This window comes from Rothia sp. HMSC065G12 (assembly GCF_001811455.1).
In the GTDB taxonomy this organism is placed as follows: Bacteria; Actinomycetota; Actinomycetes; order Actinomycetales; family Micrococcaceae; genus Rothia; species Rothia dentocariosa.
In genome coordinates this window covers 89561-109612 of record NZ_KV804796.1, presented here as the reverse complement: position 1 = coordinate 109612, position 20052 = coordinate 89561, and the positions used below count along the sequence as shown (strand labels likewise).

Sequence of the window (20052 nt, the reverse complement as noted above, 5' to 3'; positions counted from 1 at the left end):
GCGGCGTATGAAGCTCCGGTTCTTTGATGTTGCCCCAATAGCTTTACACTGGTGCTAGGCGAGTTTTTACCACTCACGGCTTGCCTATAGACGCTGTACATTATTGACGAGGAATGTGGATGAGGAAACTACTATCGGAGCAGATGGGGACGGTTAGTCTTGAAATCATCTGCGCTACCCTCGCTCTTTTTGCCCTTGGTTTTCTTCTGATGAGAACGCGCGCTCGCCGCGCGGGATCGTCGCTGACAGTCCGGCACTATATCATCACCGGCATATTTTCACTGTTCTTGGCGGTGGTTTTGGTTCTGACCCTCACCCCCATAGGGGTGGGTGATGGAAAATGCCACTCAGAGCTATACTATCCACGCCTCTATGCTGGCTGGAGCTGGATTCAAGCATTCCAGATGCTGCAAACCCCAGGAACCGGCGGCGCAACCTCGCGGGCATTCGCCCAACTCTTCTTTAACATCGGCCTGTTTATTCCTATAGGGCTGTTTACTGCCGGATGCCTGCGCTGGGGTCTGCGTGCCTCAGCCTTGGCAGGTTTCGGGCTGTCTCTCTTCATCGAACTGAGCCAGCTGAGCGGCAACTGGGGCTTGGTGCCCTGCGCATACCGCACTTTCGACGTGGACGATATTATCAACAACACCGCCGGCGCCCTGATCGGTGCGCTCATTGTGCTTGTGTGGCGTCGGATCCGCCGTCGGATGCGCTACCGCCACCTGCCGGATCATATCGGGTAAGAATTAGGCAATAGTCTCGTAAGATTGTGATCTTGATAGTATCAGTGCTCCCTCTCCCTGAATTTGGGGAGAGGGAGCAAATATTTGAAGCTAGAAAAGTTGTATTTTAACGTTTTTCGTAAAAATATAGCTTTGGTTTACATATTGTAGTACTGTAAAGGTATGAAAATACTGAATTTTCGTGTGATCAACCATAGAAGTCTGAGAGATGATACTGCACTTGAGCTGGTCTCACCCAAGCTCAAAACTCATAAGCCGGGTGCTGGCAAAACCTGGGATAACTATCTCTACCCCGTTGCTGGTATTTTCGGTGCGAATGCATCTGGAAAGTCGAATCTCTTGGACGCACTCAGGTTTTTTGTGACTGCGGTACGTATGTCTGCAGCGGAATGGCAGACCAGCAAGCGGTACCCACATTTCCCGTTTAAGCTTAGCGCCGGTTCCCGTGATGCTGAATCTTCATATGAGCTTGATTTTGTACATCAAGGTATAAGGTATCGATACGGTTTTAGCGCACTTGCCAAAGGTATTACTGAAGAATATCTGGAGTATATTCCCAGTCGCCGTAGTGCTCCTTGGACTGTAATTTTTGAGCGTAACAGCACCGAGACTGTCTTTAAGGACCCATCCCTTGCGCTGGATCCTGCTCCTCGTGAGCTCGTGCTTTCGCGTGCCTTGACCCTTGATCGTCAAGATGTTTTGGGAAAAATAGCTACCGCGATTACTGAAGATATTGATTTCATACGTCATGGCAGTCCATTTCAGGCACAGCGCGTTAACGCTATCACTGAGGCTCTTGCAGATGGAACGCTCAAAATCTCCGAAGTTACTCAAATACTCCAAATTGCAGATATTGGTATTTCGCGTATTGGGCTTTTAGAATCCGAACGGGAAATTGACGCTGTTCTATTTAGCCAAGGTATTCAGTCCATTATGCAGGCTATAACTTCTGAGGACTCGGAGAGTAACCTTGGCGATATTCTGGCCTCTAGCGATGATCCTGAAGAAATGCAGGAGAAAGTCGCTAAACTTGTGGAGCGCCGCCTTGAACTTTTCCATGATGCAGATGATGTTGATGCTCCAGCCCTTACCCTTGATGAGGAAAGCGACGGTACTTTGGCATGGCTTGCTATTTCAGTAGCTATGCTTTCTGCTTTGCGTCGCGGTACCGTCGTCTGTGGCGATGAGCTTGATTCAAGCTTACATCCGTATCTTGTCCAAGTGCTTGTATCGCTTTTCACGAACCCAAATATTAACGTGAATGGTGCTCAGCTTATTTTTACGACTCATGATGCTACTCTTCTTGGTGAGTTTGAGCAGCTTGGTCTTGATGCCAAAAATATTTGGTTTACTGAGAAGGGTAAAGACGGCTCTACTCACTTATATTCTCTTGTTGATTTCCCGCACCCCAAGGATGCTAATTTTGAGAAGCGGTATCTTGCTGGTAGGTATGGTGCAGTTCCTAGGACGGCACCAAGCGTGTTTTCCGCGCTCGTTGATACTGCGGATGAGCCGAAGGGTGTGCAGTAAATGTCTTCACGTAAGAGACGATTTAATGGCAAAAGACTCAATAAGCCGGGTGGTGAGTATCGTCATATCCTAATTTGTACTGAGGGTGAAGTTACCGAGGTTCAATATTTTCAACAACTTGTACAAAAGCTTGGTATCCCGGGTGTTGTGGTAGAAGGCCCAAATGGGACCGATCCTATGAACGTTTTTCTTAAATGTCGTCGGATTGCTGAGAGGGACAACAAGAAGGGTAAGAAATATTCGGAAATTTACTGTGTGGTCGATGTTGATGACTCTAGTCGACGGAATAACCTTGAGCAGGCAATCCGGACGGCTTCATCTGCTCAGGTAGCGGGTGTTCCGATTTGTATGGTGGTAACGAACCTCAAATTTGAGGTATGGCTTCTGTGGCATTTTGGGGAAGATCCTGCGAAGGGTTCTAGCTTCGACTCTGTGAAGATCGACGAAAAAATTAAAGATCTCCCCGAAGGTGCTATGAAAAAGCGAAAGCATATAGGTGAAGCATTCCCCTTTGAGAACTATCAGAAGGCGAGTGAACGCGCCTATAAGCGTGACCCCAACCTAGACTTTAACCGCGTGGGAGAATTCCCTTCAAGCGCCGTTCCCCTGCTGATTGAGAGAATCACGGGTAGCCGCCCTTAAAACTATCCCGCGAGCAGATAGGATTCCGATCCGACGAAAAGATAACGTTTCGTTATCTTTTCGTCGGAATCCTATCTGCTCGCGGTTTTATACCCCTTGAGGCTGAGAAGCTACTGCTGATAGGTTCGCTTCTCGATAATCGGGATGGAACCGGTAGCGGTGTAGGTCGCCGCAGCCCTCGCCGCCGTCGCTTGGGTGTCTTCGCCTTGTGGAATCACCTCGGCACTGGGTGCGCGGTACAGGTGGCTATTTGCCCAATACGCGAACCCTAAAAGCGCGATGGCGCATGCCGACGAGATGACAACCCAGAGAGTGAACTCACTCTCGTAATAGAGTTTGAAGAATGCTCCTCCCATAAAACCGCCCACAAGCGGGGCAAAGACGGGAACCCACGAATAGAACCAGCGTGAGGTTCCTTTATTGTGAATGGGCAGCAGAGCGTGCATGATGCGCGGCCCCAGATCGCGCGCTGGGTTTAGGGCGTAACCGGTCTGCCCGCCTAGCCCGACCACGAGCACCGCCACCATGAAGCCGAAGGCGAGGGGTTTGAGCACATCGTTGAGGTTCAGGGAGAGTTCCACGCCGCTGGTGGTAATTGTGGGCTTGAAGTTCACGCCGGTGTACAGCGCCGAGAAGACGAGCATGAAAGTACCGATAATTTCGGAAAGCGCGTTCGTGAAATAGTTGTGAATGGCGGGAACTGTGGAGAATACGCCGAGCTTAATTTTCTGATCGGCGGTGGCCTTCCAATGCGGCAGGTAGTTCAGGTACACCAGCCCCGCGCCAGCCATGGCTCCAAGAAGCTGGGCGATCACATACCCGGGGACCTTAGCCCAATCAAATTCGCCAAAAGCCGCCAACCCTACAGAGACCGCGGGGTTCAGGTGCCCGCCGGAATACGGGTGTGAGGCGTAGACGCCGAAGGCTACGGCAAAACCCCAGCCGAAGGCGATAGTGAAGAAGTTGTCGCCGTGCCCTTTGGAGCGTCGCAGCTCGACGGTGGCGATGGCGCCGCATCCGATAGTGCACATGATGAGTGTACCTAGGAATTCGGCGAGGTAGGGGCTGATGGTGTGCACGGAACCCTCCGCTTGTGTTTATGTTGGAATATTTGGTTTTATATGTGTTTCTATAAGACGTGATGAAGCTCGAAATAGCAATACTTTGGGATAAAGTAACCCAAAGACATAAGCGGTATTCGTGGGTTTATGTGGAAAAGTGGGGCGTACATCACGTGTGACAGTCCAGGGTTTGGAGGCGAATCACGCGTGTTTAAGCGGCACGGATGTTGATGCGGATATGCTTGCCGATGCGGCGCTGGCTATAAGGGGTGGCTTAACCCGAGCATCAGGGGAAACTTGCTTGAGAGTGCCGGGGCAGTTCATTACGGTGGCGTTGAAGGAGTATATGCAGATTGGAGTATTTACCATGAGTCAGCGACTTCCGGCAGAAGAACTACAGGGCATTCCCGGCGGTACTCTCATCACCGAAACCCCCGAAGAAGGGCGGCAGTTGGCGATGCTTATCGCGCGGCATACCATCCACCAGATTCAACCTAACCCGGATGCTCTCAAAGCGGGACGCCCGGAATACGCGGTAGACCCGGACTCGCTGACGGCTGCGGCGCAGGTGGTAGCCATCGAGTTCCAGACCATCGCGGCAGCCAACAACTACTGGCGGTAACCCTCACCTGGATTTACCCGATAAAAAGTGCCTTTATGTGAATAAAGCGGGTTTTTAACGCTTTATTCACATAAAGGTACTTTTTATGCGGGATGCTAGAGAATAGAAAATAAGGATGCACGGCACATGGGACCCTCTTCCATATTCGCGTCCTGACTAGCTATAAAAATCAGGAGAAACAGGTGAGCGCCACATATACCGCACGTCGGATCGTCTGGTCGAGCAAATCCCTAATACCCATGGCGCTCGCCATGATTGCCGCCGGATTTGATTTCTATGTGCCGGTCAGCGCGTTCTTCCTGGAAAGCCGTGGGTTATCGCTCACCGATATTTTCATGCTGGAAAGTGTTTTGGTCGTTAGTATTTTGGTGGCTGAAATTCCTGCCGGGGTTATTGGCGACCGTTTCGACCGCCGGAGACTCGTAGGTGCCGGTTTTGTGTTCAACGCGATTGCTGAGATTCTTTTTGCCACTGGCACAAATTTCTCCATTTATGCTCTTTCATTTGTGATGAGTGGGCTGAGTATTGCCATGCTTACGGGGGTGCAAGACGCCTATATTTATGATTCCCTTGGCGATGATGCTGATGCGAAAGCGGTTGGCGCGTGGGGGCATCTTAGCGCCCTGATGCTCACCGCGGGGGTAACAGGGGCCGTAGTGGGTTCTGCGTTGGGGTCCGTCGATATTTCACTGCCCGCTCTGTTATCGGCGGCAATGGCCGTAGTTGCGGCAGTTTGTGTGGCGTTTTTGCCGAAGCAGAATCCGAAAACTCACGATAAATACCCTGAAACTTCGTGGGTTTCGCTAAAAATAGGTGTGAAACTACTTTTTACCTCGCCGCTTCTGCTGTACGTTGCGGTAGGTTCGAGCGCATCCTTTGCACTTTTCAACGCGGTGTACACGCTGAACCAGCCGCTTTTTGCCGCACAAGATGTTCCTATTGCAACATGGGGCGTGATCGCTGGTGCCGGTCAGCTCCTTGCGGCAGGGTATAACTATGCGGCAGGGCGTATCGAGAAGCGGGTGGGGCGCAAAACCGCGCTTCTGCTGGCCATGGGGTATGGTGCCGCGGGCTTCTGCCTGATGGCGGTGCCGCATGTCCTTGCCGTAGTATCGGGGTTCTTACTCGTGGTGGTGGGTATTCACGCGCGCGGGCCGATCACCTCTGCTGTAACCAATAAACTGATTCCTGCACATCGCCGCGCCACAGTGCTGAACGTGGCAAGCTCTGTCGGGAGCCTCGTGGGTATTGTGGTGAACCCGCTCGTAGGTCTGGGCGCGGAAACGAGCACGCGCCTCACCGTGCTGGCGATCGGCGGGGTGTTGCTGGCACTAACCCTCACCTGGATTCCAATTGCTAATCGTTACTTAGAAACAGATAAGGATGCTGACATGACGGAAGCTCCCGTTTCGTAGGCTATTGCGCAATAACTCGCCGGTTAGAAAGTCTGCGTGAGGTACACTCACCTGGGACATTTTCATAAAATGATTTTTATAATTCATGTTATGAAAACGTCTGCTCCCACATTGCTGCCCCTGCTGCGCAGTAACCTGCAAGGTGAGGTAACTGCGCTTCTTTTTCTGCATCCCGAACGGCAGTACACGGTTTCCGAAATTGCGGCTCTTACGAATGCATCGCAGGCTACCGTCTCGCGGGAACTGAGCCGACTTGAGAATGCAGGGCTATTAGAGTCTCGCCAGGTTGGCAAAAGTCGCCTCGTCAATGCGCTTGTGCATACCCCAGTTGGGCAAGCGTTGCAGCAGCTTATGTATGTTACCTACGGTCCCGTCCCGGCGCTTCGTGAGGCTTTAGCACAGGTTCCGCGTCTTGAAGCTGCGGCAATTTACGGTTCATGGGCCAAGCGCCGCAGTGGAGAGCCCGGGCAAGTTCCCCACGACCTTGATGTGCTCGCTATCGGCACTCCATCACGGCACGCTCTTTACGAGGCTATTGATGATGTTGAGCAGCGTCTTGGCCTAGAAATCAACGTCAAAAAACTCTCTCGTGAAGGCTGGAATTCGGATGATCCTTTCGTAAAAACCGTGCGTTCGCGCCCCATAACCCCGATTTTTGGCGATTTAGGAGATAACGATGCCTGAAAGTCCGAAACCGGCTAAACCATAACGGGGATATATGTATTTGGCGAGGTATTATGCATGCGGCGAAATAACCAGCGAAATACGCAATAACTAGCGGGATAGAAAAGCGGGGGAAGGAGGGGGACCTACTGCGAGGCCCACCTCAGGATTGCCTCAAAGAAGCGCTCGCATTCGCGAAGCTGTTCCAGCTCAATCCATTCATTGGCGGAGTGCGCTTGGGCGATATCGCCGGGGCCGCATACCACGCTCTCAACGCCCGCGCGCTGGAACTGCCCCGCCTCCGTACCGTAGGTGACCTTTTCGGGCGCCTCGTTCGTGCCCAAAAGGTCGTTCATGAGGGTTATGATGGGGGCGTCGTCTGCCGTTCCCAGGCCGGGCACGGCGGCAAGAAGCTCATGTTTGATCTGAACACGCTCCTGCAAAACCCCCGAATGCGCGCCGGAAAGTTCTTCTGCCTTCTGAGCGCGCGCCTTCAGATTCGGCAGGATCTTGTCGAAAAGCTCATCCTCAATCAACTCCACCACAGACTCGGTGGTCATTGAGGGCAGCGTGCGCAGATCGTACTCAAGCTCGGCGTATTCGGCCACAATATTGTATTGCAGCCCGCCGCGCACAAAATTCACGCCGCCGGTCGCATAGGGAACCATGAACGCATCGTCAAAAGGCCCCTCAGACTGCCACGTGTCGGCAAGGCGTGAGAAGAAAGTAATGAACTCGCCAGCGGCATTGACCGCACTCACGCCGTGCGGCGCCAACGATGCATGCTTCGCCGTGCCGGTGATCTCCACGCGCCCACGATGCGCCCCCTTGTGCGCAGAAATCACGCGCATACTCGACGGCTCACCCACGATCGCGAACTGAGGTCTGATATTGCGGTTCACAACATCTTCAAGCATGGTGGGGGCGCCCACGCACCCGATTTCCTCGTCGTAGGAGAACGCGAAATGCAGCGGAACCCTCAGCTGCGCTCGCGCGGCCTGCGGCAAAAGCCACAGTGCCACGCCCAGGAAGCCTTTCATATCGCATACGCCACGCCCGTAGGCGCGCGAACCCTCAACCCGCAGCATGAACGGATCGGAATCCCAAGTTTGCCCTTCGACCGGAACCACATCGGTGTGGCCGGAAATCACGATGCCGCCCTCGGTTGAGCCATCAGCTGCGGGCACGGTAACCCACAGGTTCGCGCGAGTCTGATCCGCGTTATAGGTGCGCTGCCCGGTGTACCCGTAGCGCGCGAATTCCGCCTCGATAAGTTCGATAACGCCCAGATTTGAGGTGCCCGAGATACTGGGAATGGCAACTAGGCGGCGCATCCACTCCAAGGACTGAGGCTCTACGGGGATGTCTGATGTTGTGCCGCCGGCGTGCGCTGCGCTCTGGGCTGGGTCCTCGGTGCTCACGGATTCTCCTTCGATGCTGTGGCTCTGTGTGGGTTTATGTGGCTTACGTTCTCTTAATACCTTAGCGCGTCTGCCGCCTCTATGGACCTGTGAATTGGCTTTCATGCATAGTAAAAAGGCTCTTGGGAGTGAATTAAAGCGGGTTTTCTAGCGCTTTAATTCAATCCCAAAAGCCTTAATGCAGCCATATGATGCAGTCGGCGGCAGGCTAGATGGCGTAGTCTACGTTGGAATGCTTGCCGAGCGCGTGGAAAGAACGCGAATGATAAACCAGGGGAGTGCCGCCCAAATCGTGACGAATAAACTCCTCAACCCTGGCGGTGAATACGAGAGCGGGGCCAGCCTCCACACGGCTGAGCGGGGTGGCACGCAGCACGCGCCGCACCCCATGCACGAGCGGCTCGCCGCTGGAGAGGAACTCCCATGAAGACTTATCCGCAAAACGGGGGTAGCCGTGGGTGGCAAAATTCTTGGCGAGCTGCACATTCTCGGCGTCAAGCATATGGATGAGGAATGAGGGAGCGGCCGCGATCTTACCGGCAGATCCGCTGTCTGCCTTGAGGGAGAACGCTACAATCGCGGGTTCGGCGGCGACCGAGGTGAGTGAGGATGCGGTAAAACCCGCGGGCTCGCCAGCATCATCGGTGGCGGTAATAACGGCAACTCCGGCAGGATGATGCCCGAATGCTTGCTTGAAAAGCTCTGATGTTTCTGATTCTAGAGGCTCAGCCATAGTTAAGACCTTTCTCATACTGCATCGCCAGTGAATGTGGGGCAAACTATCTTTAGAGTAAAACGCCGCCGCCCCCAGCACACGTTTATTGCTCAATATTTCTCTGACAGGGCTTTTATGACGGGCACCAAGCAACATTACGTAATAAAACCTGGAACTTTGGGTGGTTCCTGTGCCTAAATCTTTTCATTCGTAACAAGCCGGTTGTGCACTCAAGCGCTTTAATACCCCGTCCCGTTCCGCCAAAAACAGCCTGCAGAAGCCTAAAATTGTGTGATTCGCCCAATAGATACGCCGGAAGAAATTGTTCTGAGCAGTATTACCACTAGAATTGAGAAAGATGCGAATGGCAGAAGCTGGAGCTATATAAAAAGCATCAAATATCACCGAAATACACCGATGGGGAAGAATATATGACTTGGTTTAGTCTAATCCCGGCAACACTATTCGCTGTTGCCTGCGTATTTGTGCCTGGCTATGCGGTGGGTTGGGCTTTGAAAGTACCTCAACGTTTTCGCGTTGGATTTGCTCCGCTTCTTTCTATAGCGGTGATTAGCCTTGCCGCAATTGTGACGGGCAAAGTTGGTATACATTGGGGTGTAATCCCTCTCCTCGTCTTTATGGTTGTTCTGGTGGGCATCTTATGGGGAGCATATTATTTACTTGGAAAGCGATTAGAAGTTCCGCAACCCTTCTCCCTCAAAGGTGTATCTTTAGGCTGGCCCTTAGCAGGGGCTATAGTAGGCGGAGCTCTGTTGTCACACACTACCCGAGATATGGTGTATGGTCCGGAGGCATTTTCCCAGAGCCTTGACAACTCATTCCATCTTAATGCTATTCAATGGATCGAGGATCATGGCGATGCTTCAAGTTTGACGCTTGGTGCTTTAGCCGATACTCATCATTCTCCTGTTTTCTACCCAGCTGGGTGGCATGATCTTGTATACCTGGTGTACAGCAGCTGTGGGGTAAGTATTCCAACAGCAACTATTGTGACTATCTTGGTTACGGTTGGGTTTATCTGGAGCTTTTCTTTTATCGCACTTGCTTTAAGCATTCCGAAAGTATCGCGGCTTCAGGCATTAGCAATTCCGGCTGTTACGTGTGGTTTTTTCGCGTATCCTGGGTTATTGCTGCGCTGGGGAGTTCTTTATCCAAACCTTATTGGGTATGCGGTTATGCCTGCTGCAATTGCCCTCATAATTTTGACCGTGCGCGCTGTTGTTAAAGGTCGGTATCAGAGGCTCTGGACTTTAATTCCTACACTACTCTTAGGTTTGATAGGTTGTGCTTTGGCGCATCCAAACGCTCTTGTGAGTGTTGCTGTGTTCGTGGTTCCTTTCTTGCTTGCCATGATTGGAAAGGTTGTGCGTACCTACCGCAAATCCCGACAAACAGCTATTGCAGGCGGGATAATACTTGCAGCTTTAGCTACTTGTGTAGCAGTTTGGTATATGATTCGCCCCGGCGAGTTCGCTAGTAATACCTGGACTTCCGCGATGTCTGAGGGTGAGGCAGTTTATCAGTTCTTATTCTTTGGGCTGGAGAATGCAAACCAGTTAGGCGATAAGTTTGAGCCTAGCTACATTATGGCGTTTTTGACCCTCTGGGGAGCAGGATATCTTATCTATAAACACAGGAATTTATGGATTATCACAAGTTGGATACTTATAGGGTATTTATGGGTAATTTCTGCAAGCGTTGAACGAGGTCCATTCCGTATGCTCATGGTTAGCCCGTGGTATACCGATCACTTCCGGTTGGCGACTCTTGTAGTCCTTCCAGGTGTCATCCTTTCAGGTATAGGCCTTGGCGCTATTGTTCAGAGTGTACTTAAATTTGTTTTGGCTCGTTTGCCTCGTGTGAACGATACACGTTATCCACAGGTATTACTTGTTGCGAGCGCCGTGATTGTGTTGGTAGGGGCAGGTTTTACTTCACGTACTCAGGCGGTACATGACGCCACACTTGCGGTATCAAAGGAATACCGGATAGAGCCTTCGTCAGTCGTAGTGTCTTCTGATGAAATGAATGTTATTGAGCATATTCCAGACTACGTGCCTCAAGGGGATATTATTGCTAATAACCCGTGGGATGGCAGCCCATATATATATTCGCTGGTGCATCGTAACTTGACGGGATACCATTTCGATTTCAAGACAGACGAAAAGTATCGCCCAATCTATAAGCACCTGAAAGATGCTAAAACTGATCCTGAAGTCTGCAAAGTGGTTAATGAAAATAACGTGCACTGGTACGTCCACTTCAAGAACCCGCTAAATTTCGGTCCAGATGCTCAGAATCTTTACGATGGTATGTCTGATGCCGTTGAAAATGGTGTTCTTACCCCTGTGTATACATCAGGTGAGATGGGGCTATATCGTATCTCTGCATGCGACTCCTGAGCATCTTCATAAGGGTTTGTGCTTGAAGGTAACTCATGCGTGTGGGTAAGAATCTCAATAAGTGGTAAAAAGCGTATAGTTCTGACTGATAGACTGAGTACAGTCATAACACGTGTATTCCAGTATCACCGAGAGGAATCCCCTACGCATGAGTTCAGAGAGTTCGCAGCCGGTGCCGCGCACACTCGTTATTATGCCTGCGTGGAATGAGGAAGAGGTTATCGGTAACACTATCACTGAGCTCTTACAGAGGGTCCCCGAGGTAGATCTGGTTGTGGTGAACGACGGTTCCACGGATCATACCTCAGAAATCGCCCGCAGAGCCGGTGCTTTTGTGATCGATCTGCCCTACAACATGGGGGTAGGGGCGGCAATGCGCACCGGGTATAAATATGCTCGCCGAGCCGACTACGATTATGCGATGCAGGTGGATTCCGACGGTCAGCATGATCCTGCGTGCATTCCAGATTTGATTGCGCACGCGCAGGACTGCGATATTGTTATTGGCTCCCGATTTGCGGGCTCGGGCGAATACAACGTATCTGGCCCTCGAAAATGGGCGATGAACCTGCTTTCACACCTTTTCACCCGCGCTGCGAAAACCCCTTTCACCGATGTGACGAGCGGCTTCAAAATCGCCAACCGCAGAGGTATCAGGTTTTACTGTAAATTCCTGCCCGCTGAGTATTTAGGCGATACCATCGACGTTACCGCTATGGCTATTCGACAGGGTCTGCGTGTGAAGCAGACCCCCGTGAGAATGCGCGAGCGTCAAGGCGGAACCCCTTCCTCCGGTCCGGTGAAATCGGCGGTTTATCTTGTTCGTTCACTTTTTGCCTACTGGATTTCGATGAACCGTAAAAAGACTGATAGGAAGGATCAGCATGAGCGCTAGTATATTCTTCCTTATCGTTGCGCTGTGTATTTGTACGCTCGTTATTATTCAGGTGCGCAACCTGAAGATGAAAGAAAAATACGCGGCCCTGTGGCTGGGCGTCGGTGCCGCCATTATTGTGCTGGGAATATTCCCCGGTCTGCTGGACGGTATTACCGAATTTGTGGGTTTAACGCTGCCGGTTAACCTGCTTTTCCTGCTCTCTATCGTGCTGTTGATGTCCGTATGCCTGCACCTCACCTTAGAGGTCTCCAGGCTTTCGGAGAAGACGCGCATCCTTGCCGAAGAAGTGGCTATCTTGCGGGCGCTTCACGAGCAGCCCGGTGGTGCGCCAGCGCATCGCACCCCGCAAGATCCCGATCAAGACCCCCAAGACTCAACCTCTGGAGCTGAACACGATGACCGTTGATATCCTCTTCCCCTACTACGGCGATGTTTCAATGATGAAGCAGGCTGTGCTCTCTATCGTGCGGCAGACCAACCCCGACTGGCGCCTGATTGTAGTGGATGACGGCTACCCGGACGAGTCTATCCCCGGCTGGTTTGCCTCGCTGAACGATGAGCGCATCACCTATATGCGCAACGAAACGAACCTGGGCGCAAACGCCAACTACCGTAAGTGTCTGACCTTCGTAGAGAACGACCTCGTAACCGTTATGGGCGCGGATGATGTGATGCTCCCCAACTATGTGCAGTGGCTGGTAGATTCCGCCGCCGCCCACCCAGAAGCCAGTATTTTCCAGCCCGGTGTGGTGGTTATTGACGAGAATAATGCGCTGTCTAATACTCTTGTGGAGCGCACGAAAGAACACTACCGTCCTGCGGCAGAGGCGGTTCTTCAGGGTGAAGAGCTCGCGGTTTCTCTGCTGCGCGGTGCCTGGTTCTATTTCCCCTCGCTCGGTTGGCGTGCTGAGGCTATTGTAGATACCGGATTCCGTGAAGGCCTTAACGTTATCCAAGACATGGCGCTTATCCTCGACATTACGATGCGCGGCGGCGCCCTCTACTACGATCCGCAGGTAGCCTTCATGTACCGGCGTCACGGAGGGTCCGACTCGTCATGGCGTGCCCTGGAAGGCACCCGCTTTGAAGAGGAACGCGGCTACTACAAGACGATGGCCGCCGAGATGGACGAGCTCGGGTGGAAGAAGGCAGCGCGGGTGGCGCGCATTCGCTTCTCATCCCGTGCTCACGCGCTGACGCTGCTTCCGAAGGCGGCCATGGCGAAGAAATGGCAGGGCGTGAAAAACCTTGCCGTTCATGTGGTGAAGTAAGGTCCAATGGCTGGCGCGAAGAACACACCCCAGGATGACCCCGCCCCAGAGAACATAACCCCCGAGAATACGGATCAGCAGGGCACAGCCGGCGGGACTATCAGCCGGTATCAATCGATGGCGCTTTTAGCGTCCTCGGTGCTGACGGCGCTGGCGACTTTAGGCACTACCGTTATCGCTAATCATGCGCTCGGCGGTATCCAGATGAAAGAGTTTCTGCTGTTCTGGGGCGCGCTCTTCGCGGTAACCGGTATTATTACGGGCATTCAGCCGGAAGTAACCCGCGCGGTTGGCGCAGCACGGCGTGACGGCGTATACCGGGTGCGCGTGATATATGTTGCCGGTGCTTTCGGTCTGTTAGCGGGGCTTCTCGTGGTGCTCACCTCCCCGCTGTGGGCGCATGATCAAATTCCTACAAATACCCCGTGGGCGGTAGGATCCATTGCCGCAGGTGTAGCCTTTTACGCATTGCAGGCAACCATGAGCGGTGCCAGTGCTGGGCGTGACAGCTGGTATCTCTTCGCCGGGATCGGCGCCCTAGAATCGGCGGGTCGTCTCGTGCTGATGATCGCCGCAGCATTCGCGGTTCCCACGCTCACGGGTCTGGAAGTCGCCACCGTAACCCCTATGGCGTTGTGGATACTTCTTGCCCTCTTTCTTCCCGGCGGGCGCAAAGCCTGGGCGGCACGCGCCGATATTGAGGTCAAACAGCTCAGCATGAACCTGATCTGGTCGTTCCTGTCCTCGGCATCCGCCGCTGTGATTATGATGGGCTTTCCCAATATTTTGGACGGCAGCGAGCCGAACCAGAGTGAACACACCAAACTCGTTATGGGTGCACTCTTTTTGGCGATTTCTATTACGCGCTCGCCGATTATGATTCCCCTGCAGGCGTTTCAGGGGGTGGCTGTTTCGGCGTTCTTGAAGCAGCAGCATCGCCCGTTAGCGGCTTTTCTAAAACCTGCTGTAGCGGTGCTGGGGCTTGGGGCTTTCGGCGCCGGTGCCGCATACCTGGTAGCTCCTATGCTTTTTAGGCTGATTTACCCGCCGGAAGCTAATCAGAATGATGCTTATGCCGAAGTTATCACCGGTACAGTCATGGCGGTATTGGTTTTTGCCTCCGCCGTGCTGGCGCTAATTTCCCTGTCGGGGAATATGGTGTTGGCGATTGGGCGCCATCGTGCGTATGTAACGGGGTGGGCAACCGCCGCCGTGGTAGTTATCGCGGTAGCGTTTTTAGTTCCTCTTCCGGTGGTGGGGCGAGCCCTAGTTGCGCTCTATGCGGGCCCTATCTGCGGGTTCGTGGTGCATCTGGCAGCGATGAGGATTCACGCCCGTTCCGCGCAGGCGCTCAGTGAGGGCGAGGCTTTACGGGAAATGCTGGTTGAGAATACAGCACGAGGTGAAACCCACTAATACGTATAGAAAAGGGGCGGCTAAGATAAGCCGCCCCTTGACGCTTTTATGAGAACTGTATGGGATGCCCCAGAGGATGCGGTATCTGAGCCGCTGCGGGCTCATCCGCCTGTGATGCGGGCGTATCTGATGTACTGTGCGTGGCCGGCGGGGATGATTCCCTGCGTTTGCTGCCCGTCACGATGGGATGCCGTGCCAGGTTCATTGCGGGTTTTTCGATAAACATCCAGGAAAGCCAGGCAACGCCAAAGGTGAGTATCAGATCCAAGAAAATATTGGCCGCTAAGCCCAGGGATACCGACCCGAGCATCACCAGAATTTGCTGTACTGGCCACGCATACACATATACGCCGTAGGAAATGTCATTGGTGCGCGCCCACGAAACGTTGATGGAACATCCTAAACCAATGATTCCGTAGGCGAGAATAAGCTGGGTCCACTGCAAAACATCCGCATACGGCGCCAACCAGGTGAAATATACCCCGGCTGCAACGCACAGAACCGACAGCACCGGGTAAACCCTGATTTTGCGGCTCAGCAGATAGAGCAGGGAACCCGCAAAGAAAAGCGGGTACATACGTGCCGAAGCGTTGAGGTCGCGCGGATGAAGCCCGAATGCCTGACTCATAAAGTCGTACCCCAGATATTGGTTACACAGGTAGTAGCTCAGGCTTATGAGGTATGCCAGCGGAATAAAGATTTTCAGATTCTTGCGAATCAAGGGCAGGTAAAAGAGCGGAAGTAATAGGAGATAGCAGAAGAATTCATATTCTAGGCTCCAGACAGACCCATTCCATGAAGGAAATTCCAGAGGAACGTCAATGGGCCCGCCAAAGAGCGGATACTGAAGCGCCATCAGATCGTAATTGCTGCGAATGTAGTGAAGAGCATCTGCCCAGTCCCACCCCGTTGCGGCGTGCCCCGTTATGACCGAGATCGGGCCGCCAAGAGCAACCACAAAAAGAATAGAAACCCAATAACCGGGAAAAATACGGAGCACACGTTTAACAAGATAAGAACCTGCCCCGCTACGGTAGGCGCTATGCGCAATTAGAAAACCTGAAATACAGAAAAATGCATTAACCGCGTAGTCACCAAATACATAAAAGTTGTGCACAAGAGGATGCTCATCTACTTTGGCACCCATGACAAGGTAGGGTGTATGGGAGAAAATCACGCAAGAAGCGAGAATAAGTCTTAAAAAATTGAGTGAATTGGCACGCTCAAATACCCCTTCATAAAGCGTAGGGTATCTCTGTATATTGTTATGCAGCACGCGGTTGCTCCTGAGTTATTAGACGATCTACCGTGATCATCAGTGAGTGACACAAACTATCTAAATTCTACCTGAACAGTGTGCTTTAAATGATTTTATTTAACGGTAGAAATTTAACAGTCTTTCTCGGTGAACTCACTTATATATTGAGAGCGAGTTTACGCTTCCACAAATTTCGCAGCGTTGCGTCAATATACTGTGGGTAAACCCCTCATGACGATTTCTCGGGGTAAAACTTATTAGGGCAGAATCCAGCGGCGTACCGGAGGAATGAGCCGCAGCATCCACACAATCGCGGCGGATAAAGCCCACACGAAGAGCGCATAGGGAACTTCCCACTGCACTTTAGTCAGCGAGAAGTTTACCGCCTGTAGAATTTGGATGATAAGAAGATGTACCAGATAAACCCCGAACGTGAGAGCCGCAAGGCGTTTTAGAATATTCTGCACCGTGGGCGATGCTTGACCAATGCGTGAATACTTGCAGAACACCAAGACCGCGCTTGCCCATAAAATTGCTGGAACTGCAAGGTACCCGTGTACCAGAGGCACGAACGTTGGGCGATGCTCAATTAAATAAGCACTGCCGAAGATAAATCCTCCTAATCCCACGATGCCCAACAGATAAATAACGATGCGCCACGCACGAGAAAATTCGGTATTGGCAAGCGCATACCCAAGAAGACAGAACCCAAGATACCCGGTGATGGGTGCAACAAACTCGGGTAGGACGTGAGGGTAGATCAGGTGGATTGCCTGGGTGATAATCGGTAGAAAAAGCCCGAGTGCCGCCATAAGCCAGAAGAATCCGGTGCGTGCCGTGGTAGCTTGTTCCGTCTGAGCACCACGTATGGCGTAAGAGAAAATCGGAAGCACTAAATAGACGCCGACTAAGGCCTCAAGATACCAGAAGGTGGCTGCCTCGCTGCTGGGGGCTACTAATGTTCGCAGAATTTCGTGAACTCCGGGAAACGGAGTAGAACCCGTCCACATATGAACGAAAAGATAGACCTGCGCCCATAAGATTATGGGAATCAGAATTTTGGTAAAACGCTTGCGATAGAACGTTCCTATAGACTCGCGGCGAGTAAAATCCAAGAGATTAATGCCAGTCGCCATAAAGAATAGAGGAACTGCCGCAACCCCGAAGCCAGATAGGATATTTTCAACCCACCACGCCGAAGAGGAAGGATTATCCGGGGTAATAAAACGCACATGCAGGAGTACCACCCACATGATTGCCACCGAATTGATGAGGTCAAGGTACACACGGCGCTGCTTTGAGGATTTTGTTCCCTTAAGGTGAAGGGAATTATCGCGTGTGGAGCCTACCATACCAACCCTTTGTGTTTTATGACTGCTGTTTATGCTTATAGATACGTGACAGTACCAAAATTCATATTCTACATTTTATAAGTACGTTTTATATATATTCCGTATAAAACACGGTAGAGTTTTGGGGAAGTTTTAAGAAGTACTCCCGCTGCTCCAAAAACTCGATTGGTGCGAAGTGTTGTGAGCGCTTGCGTATAGGTGAAACCTTTACGGCATTCACGTAGTGTCTCTCGCGCACCGTCACCGCCGACCATTAGCGCCTGCTGAGCGTTGTTAAGAAACGCAAGAACTCGCGCGACGGTTAGGGCTTTTTGCGCATCGGGCTCACTGCGGCGCTCTCCGAGAGCATCCTCAAAATATGCGATAAGACGGTGTGTTTCTTCTACCGGGGTGATGCGACTCCACGTCAGACTGTCTGGAGTTACGGAGTAGCTGTAGAGAGGATCGTCTATCACTGATACGCTCTGTGCCGCCAAGTAGCACTTGAGGAGAGCGCATTCATCTTCGGCGCGCTCAATATCGGGGTAACGAACATCGTTGAAAAGAGAACGGCGAATGATTTTATCCCAAGCGTAGGGGGAAAGTTCATCTTGCAGAAGCTCGTAAGCTGCTTGTTCACCGGTGCGTATACCCGGTGTACCCTTGAGACGTTTAGTCTTGTGCCCCCGCGTATCTACCATGTTATGAGCACAATTCACTACGTCTGCCCCGGTAAGCTCAGCCTGCTGATGTAGCCGTTCCAAAAAGGTAGGTTCGAGGGCATCATCAGAATCGGGGAAAACTACCCATTCACCTCGTGCATGATCAAGCCCCTGATTACGCATGGCAGAGAGACCTTTGTTTTCGGGGTTGTTGAAGATGTGGATGCGGGTGTCGGGGTTTTTCTTGTGGTAGTCGGTGATGATGTCGGCGGAGTTATCGGGGGATCCGTCGATCATGATGAGCAGTTCAAAGTTGGGGTCTGTTTGGTTTCGGACGGATTGTATGGCGTTGATGACGGTGTTGGCGGTGTTGTAGACCGGCATGATGATGCTGGTACGAGGGGTACGCATAAAATTTTTCCTGGATCGATATAGGGTTAAAGGCCGTAGTTACGTTTGACATAAGCGCCGTAGAGCACGCGGTATAGCTTTGGCGAGAGCTTTAAAAGAGCACCCGCAGCACCCATGAGCGGGCGTGAACGCAGAGTCGCAAAAACCTGACCCCACGAAAGCTGTTTTCGGCATGCGGCGATAACGCCGGGTGCATCCGAACCGCCGGCAAGAAGAGCCTGCTGCGCATTATTGAGGAAGGTGACGCTTGTAGATGCGGCAAAAGCGTTTTTGCCTCGCGGGGTTTTCAGTAAATCTCCGGCGACGCGGCGCATATAGTCGGTGTGGCGAATACTCTCTTCAACGGGTGTGATGCGCCCCCAGGTCAGCCCGCCCTGTTCCATCCTGTAGGTGTAGAGGTGATCGGTGATGCCAACCAGGCGCTTCGCCTTCATGCAGCAGGCGAAGACGACGAGGGCATCTTCGGCGCGATGAATGTCTTCGGCGAACCGTACCCCATCAAATAGCTGGGCACGGAAGATTTTATCGCACATGAACCCGGTGTAGCGGTCTTCCAAAAACTCGATGGCAATATCTTCGCCTTCGTGCACTCCGGGGGTAACTTTTGCCCGGCGCACTTCGGTACCGTCGCTGTGTCTGATGGTATGCCCGCATACGGCGATGTCGGCATCGTGAGTGTGCGCCGCCTCGTGAAGTTTTTCGAGGAATTCGGGGTGATATTCGTCGTCTGAGTCGATGAAGGTGATCCAGTCGCCGCGGGCGGCGTCAAGGCCTTGGTTGCGTACGGCGGAGACGCCTTGGTTTTCGGGGTTGTTGAAGATGTGGATGCGGGTGTCGGGGTTTTTCTTGTGGTAGTCGGTGATGATGTCGGCGGAGTTATCGGGGGATCCGTCGATCATGATGAGCAGTTCAAAGTTGGGGTCTGTTTGGTTTCGGACGGATTGTATGGCGTTGATGACGGTGTTGGCGGTGTTGTAGACCGGCATGATGATGCTGGTACGAGGGGTACGCATAGGATCTCCGTCTTTGTAGGGTAGTCTGCTACTCATGCTACCGCGAGTATAAGAGTTTACCTATCGGAAGCATGTTTAAGACGGATAAAGCTCCCGCAGGTATCCCTATATATGCGGGGAATCTGCGGGAACTTCTAGCCTGAGAAAGCTCATGGTCTAAAATCTCGGACAGATTTTAGATGCCTTCCTGTTGTGCATCTTCTCTAACAGCGGCAGAATACCGGGGCGTTTTTTGCCGGTTTTGGAGGATGCACGTATTACCTGCGTTGTGACGCGGAATGTGAGGTGCTCTCAGCTGCGTGTGAGGTTCGTTCTGCGCGCCAGTTTAACCACAACCTGATGATGGTTAGCGCCAGCGCAGCCCAGGCGCTCGCCTGCTCATGGCTGAGCAGACCGTACACCTGCAGAAGAGTGGCTACCGCAGGAATGATCGCGTTGAGATGCTTAAACCAATTGAACCGCTGAACTGCTCGTCGTTTTTGCTGGCGCGGTTTTTGTGTGCGTGTCATAGTTCGTCCTTTCTGCTGGTTGAGATGCGGCGCCGGGCGGCAGGTTCT

Annotated in this window: 19 protein-coding genes; 11 read left to right on the top strand and 8 right to left on the bottom strand. The window is 52.4% G+C overall.

Translation table 11 applies throughout. The annotated features are described in order from the left end of the window. Window positions 1–119 precede the first annotated feature (119 nt). From HMPREF2804_RS01190 to HMPREF2804_RS01180, 3 genes are all read left to right on the top strand, one after another. Entirely contained in the window at window positions 120–743 is a 624-nt protein-coding gene (locus HMPREF2804_RS01190) for a VanZ family protein (RefSeq protein ID WP_246824086.1), read from the top strand. Window positions 744–905: 162 nt separating this feature from the next. Further along, the gene (locus tag HMPREF2804_RS01185; protein ID WP_080974378.1) at window positions 906–2273 is read left to right on the top strand and encodes an AAA family ATPase; all 1368 of its coding nucleotides are present in this window, start codon (window positions 906–908) and stop codon (window positions 2271–2273) included. Further along, on the top strand, window positions 2274–2915 hold the full coding sequence (locus HMPREF2804_RS01180; RefSeq protein ID WP_048755400.1) for an RloB family protein: 642 nt from the start codon (window positions 2274–2276) through the stop codon (window positions 2913–2915). Window positions 2916–3025: 110 nt separating this feature from the next. Here the strand turns inward: HMPREF2804_RS01180 and HMPREF2804_RS01175 are convergent, their stop codons facing one another. Then, on the bottom strand, window positions 3026–3994 hold the full coding sequence (locus HMPREF2804_RS01175; RefSeq protein WP_048755399.1) for an MIP/aquaporin family protein: 969 nt from the start codon (window positions 3992–3994) through the stop codon (window positions 3026–3028). 139 nt (window positions 3995–4133) lie between these two features. On the opposite strand from HMPREF2804_RS01175, the gene HMPREF2804_RS11235 reads away from it, so the two are divergent. From HMPREF2804_RS11235 to HMPREF2804_RS01160, 3 genes are all read left to right on the top strand, one after another. Further along, window positions 4134–4598 carry a hexameric tyrosine-coordinated heme protein gene (locus HMPREF2804_RS11235; RefSeq protein WP_239664806.1) on the top strand — a complete coding sequence of 155 codons (465 nt, stop codon included), beginning with the start codon at window positions 4134–4136 and terminating at the stop codon, window positions 4596–4598. A gap of 182 nt (window positions 4599–4780) precedes the next feature. Next, entirely contained in the window at window positions 4781–6013 is a 1233-nt protein-coding gene (locus HMPREF2804_RS01165) for an MFS transporter (protein ID WP_239664805.1), read from the top strand. Between the two features lie 90 nt (window positions 6014–6103). After that, on the top strand, window positions 6104–6697 hold the full coding sequence (locus tag HMPREF2804_RS01160) for a helix-turn-helix domain-containing protein (protein WP_065425182.1): 594 nt from the start codon (window positions 6104–6106) through the stop codon (window positions 6695–6697). 125 nt (window positions 6698–6822) lie between these two features. Here HMPREF2804_RS01160 and argE read toward each other — a convergent pair whose 3' ends face one another. After that, window positions 6823–8097, bottom strand: coding sequence for an acetylornithine deacetylase (gene argE / locus HMPREF2804_RS01155; RefSeq protein WP_080974377.1), 1275 nt, complete (start codon window positions 8095–8097; stop codon window positions 6823–6825). Window positions 8098–8305: 208 nt separating this feature from the next. Beyond that, window positions 8306–8830 (bottom strand): flavin reductase family protein, encoded by a 525-nt coding sequence (locus HMPREF2804_RS01150; protein WP_004005883.1) that lies wholly within the window; start codon window positions 8828–8830, stop codon window positions 8306–8308. A gap of 413 nt (window positions 8831–9243) precedes the next feature. Here HMPREF2804_RS01150 and HMPREF2804_RS01145 point away from each other — a divergent pair, with 413 nt between their 5' ends. From HMPREF2804_RS01145 to HMPREF2804_RS01125, 5 genes are all read left to right on the top strand, one after another. Further along, window positions 9244–11235, top strand: coding sequence for a DUF6541 family protein (locus HMPREF2804_RS01145; RefSeq protein ID WP_070626960.1), 1992 nt, complete (start codon window positions 9244–9246; stop codon window positions 11233–11235). A gap of 148 nt (window positions 11236–11383) precedes the next feature. Continuing rightward, window positions 11384–12130 (top strand): glycosyltransferase family 2 protein, encoded by a 747-nt coding sequence (locus tag HMPREF2804_RS01140; RefSeq protein WP_070626959.1) that lies wholly within the window; start codon window positions 11384–11386, stop codon window positions 12128–12130. Next, complete coding sequence (locus tag HMPREF2804_RS01135) at window positions 12120–12539, top strand: DUF2304 domain-containing protein (protein WP_004005880.1); 420 nt, start codon at window positions 12120–12122, stop codon at window positions 12537–12539. The genes HMPREF2804_RS01140 and HMPREF2804_RS01135 overlap by 11 nt, the downstream gene beginning before the upstream one ends. Beyond that, window positions 12529–13404 carry a glycosyltransferase family 2 protein gene (locus HMPREF2804_RS01130; RefSeq protein ID WP_048752599.1) on the top strand — a complete coding sequence of 292 codons (876 nt, stop codon included), beginning with the start codon at window positions 12529–12531 and terminating at the stop codon, window positions 13402–13404. The genes HMPREF2804_RS01135 and HMPREF2804_RS01130 overlap by 11 nt, the downstream gene beginning before the upstream one ends. Window positions 13405–13410: 6 nt before the next feature. After that, window positions 13411–14820, top strand: coding sequence for a hypothetical protein (locus tag HMPREF2804_RS01125; RefSeq protein ID WP_070626958.1), 1410 nt, complete (start codon window positions 13411–13413; stop codon window positions 14818–14820). 46 nt (window positions 14821–14866) lie between these two features. Here the strand turns inward: HMPREF2804_RS01125 and HMPREF2804_RS01120 are convergent, their stop codons facing one another. From HMPREF2804_RS01120 to HMPREF2804_RS01100, 5 genes are all read right to left on the bottom strand, one after another. After that, window positions 14867–16096 (bottom strand): acyltransferase family protein, encoded by a 1230-nt coding sequence (locus HMPREF2804_RS01120; RefSeq protein WP_246824085.1) that lies wholly within the window; start codon window positions 16094–16096, stop codon window positions 14867–14869. A gap of 239 nt (window positions 16097–16335) precedes the next feature. Then, on the bottom strand, window positions 16336–17430 hold the full coding sequence (locus HMPREF2804_RS01115; protein WP_070626957.1) for an acyltransferase: 1095 nt from the start codon (window positions 17428–17430) through the stop codon (window positions 16336–16338). A 68-nt stretch (window positions 17431–17498) separates the two neighbouring features. Then, entirely contained in the window at window positions 17499–18482 is a 984-nt protein-coding gene (locus HMPREF2804_RS01110; RefSeq protein WP_070626956.1) for a glycosyltransferase family 2 protein, read from the bottom strand. Between the two features lie 26 nt (window positions 18483–18508). After that, window positions 18509–19495, bottom strand: a complete 987-nt coding sequence (locus HMPREF2804_RS01105) for a glycosyltransferase family 2 protein (protein WP_070626955.1) — start codon at window positions 19493–19495, stop codon at window positions 18509–18511. 257 nt (window positions 19496–19752) lie between these two features. Continuing rightward, window positions 19753–20004: a hypothetical protein gene (locus tag HMPREF2804_RS01100; protein WP_048755389.1), complete on the bottom strand. Its 252-nt coding sequence runs from the start codon at window positions 20002–20004 to the stop codon at window positions 19753–19755. Window positions 20005–20052 lie beyond the last annotated feature (48 nt).

Excerpts from the sequence above, each read along its gene's own strand:
- HMPREF2804_RS01190 (WP_246824086.1), top strand. The coding sequence starts at position 120 with ATGAGGAAACTACTATCGGAGCAGATGGGGACGGTTAGTCTTGAAATC.
- HMPREF2804_RS01185 (WP_080974378.1), top strand. The coding sequence starts at position 906 with ATGAAAATACTGAATTTTCGTGTGATCAACCATAGAAGTCTGAGAGAT.
- HMPREF2804_RS01180 (WP_048755400.1), top strand. The coding sequence starts at position 2,274 with ATGTCTTCACGTAAGAGACGATTTAATGGCAAAAGACTCAATAAGCCG.
- HMPREF2804_RS01160 (WP_065425182.1), top strand. The coding sequence starts at position 6,104 with ATGAAAACGTCTGCTCCCACATTGCTGCCCCTGCTGCGCAGTAACCTG.
- HMPREF2804_RS01150 (WP_004005883.1), bottom strand. The coding sequence starts at position 8,830 with ATGGCTGAGCCTCTAGAATCAGAAACATCAGAGCTTTTCAAGCAAGCA.
- HMPREF2804_RS01145 (WP_070626960.1), top strand. The coding sequence starts at position 9,244 with ATGACTTGGTTTAGTCTAATCCCGGCAACACTATTCGCTGTTGCCTGC.
- HMPREF2804_RS01140 (WP_070626959.1), top strand. The coding sequence starts at position 11,384 with ATGAGTTCAGAGAGTTCGCAGCCGGTGCCGCGCACACTCGTTATTATG.
- HMPREF2804_RS01135 (WP_004005880.1), top strand. The coding sequence starts at position 12,120 with ATGAGCGCTAGTATATTCTTCCTTATCGTTGCGCTGTGTATTTGTACG.
- HMPREF2804_RS01130 (WP_048752599.1), top strand. The coding sequence starts at position 12,529 with ATGACCGTTGATATCCTCTTCCCCTACTACGGCGATGTTTCAATGATG.
- HMPREF2804_RS01125 (WP_070626958.1), top strand. The coding sequence starts at position 13,411 with ATGGCTGGCGCGAAGAACACACCCCAGGATGACCCCGCCCCAGAGAAC.
- HMPREF2804_RS01115 (WP_070626957.1), bottom strand. The coding sequence starts at position 17,430 with ATGGTAGGCTCCACACGCGATAATTCCCTTCACCTTAAGGGAACAAAA.
- HMPREF2804_RS01110 (WP_070626956.1), bottom strand. The coding sequence starts at position 18,482 with ATGCGTACCCCTCGTACCAGCATCATCATGCCGGTCTACAACACCGCC.
- HMPREF2804_RS01105 (WP_070626955.1), bottom strand. The coding sequence starts at position 19,495 with ATGCGTACCCCTCGTACCAGCATCATCATGCCGGTCTACAACACCGCC.
- HMPREF2804_RS01100 (WP_048755389.1), bottom strand. The coding sequence starts at position 20,004 with ATGACACGCACACAAAAACCGCGCCAGCAAAAACGACGAGCAGTTCAG.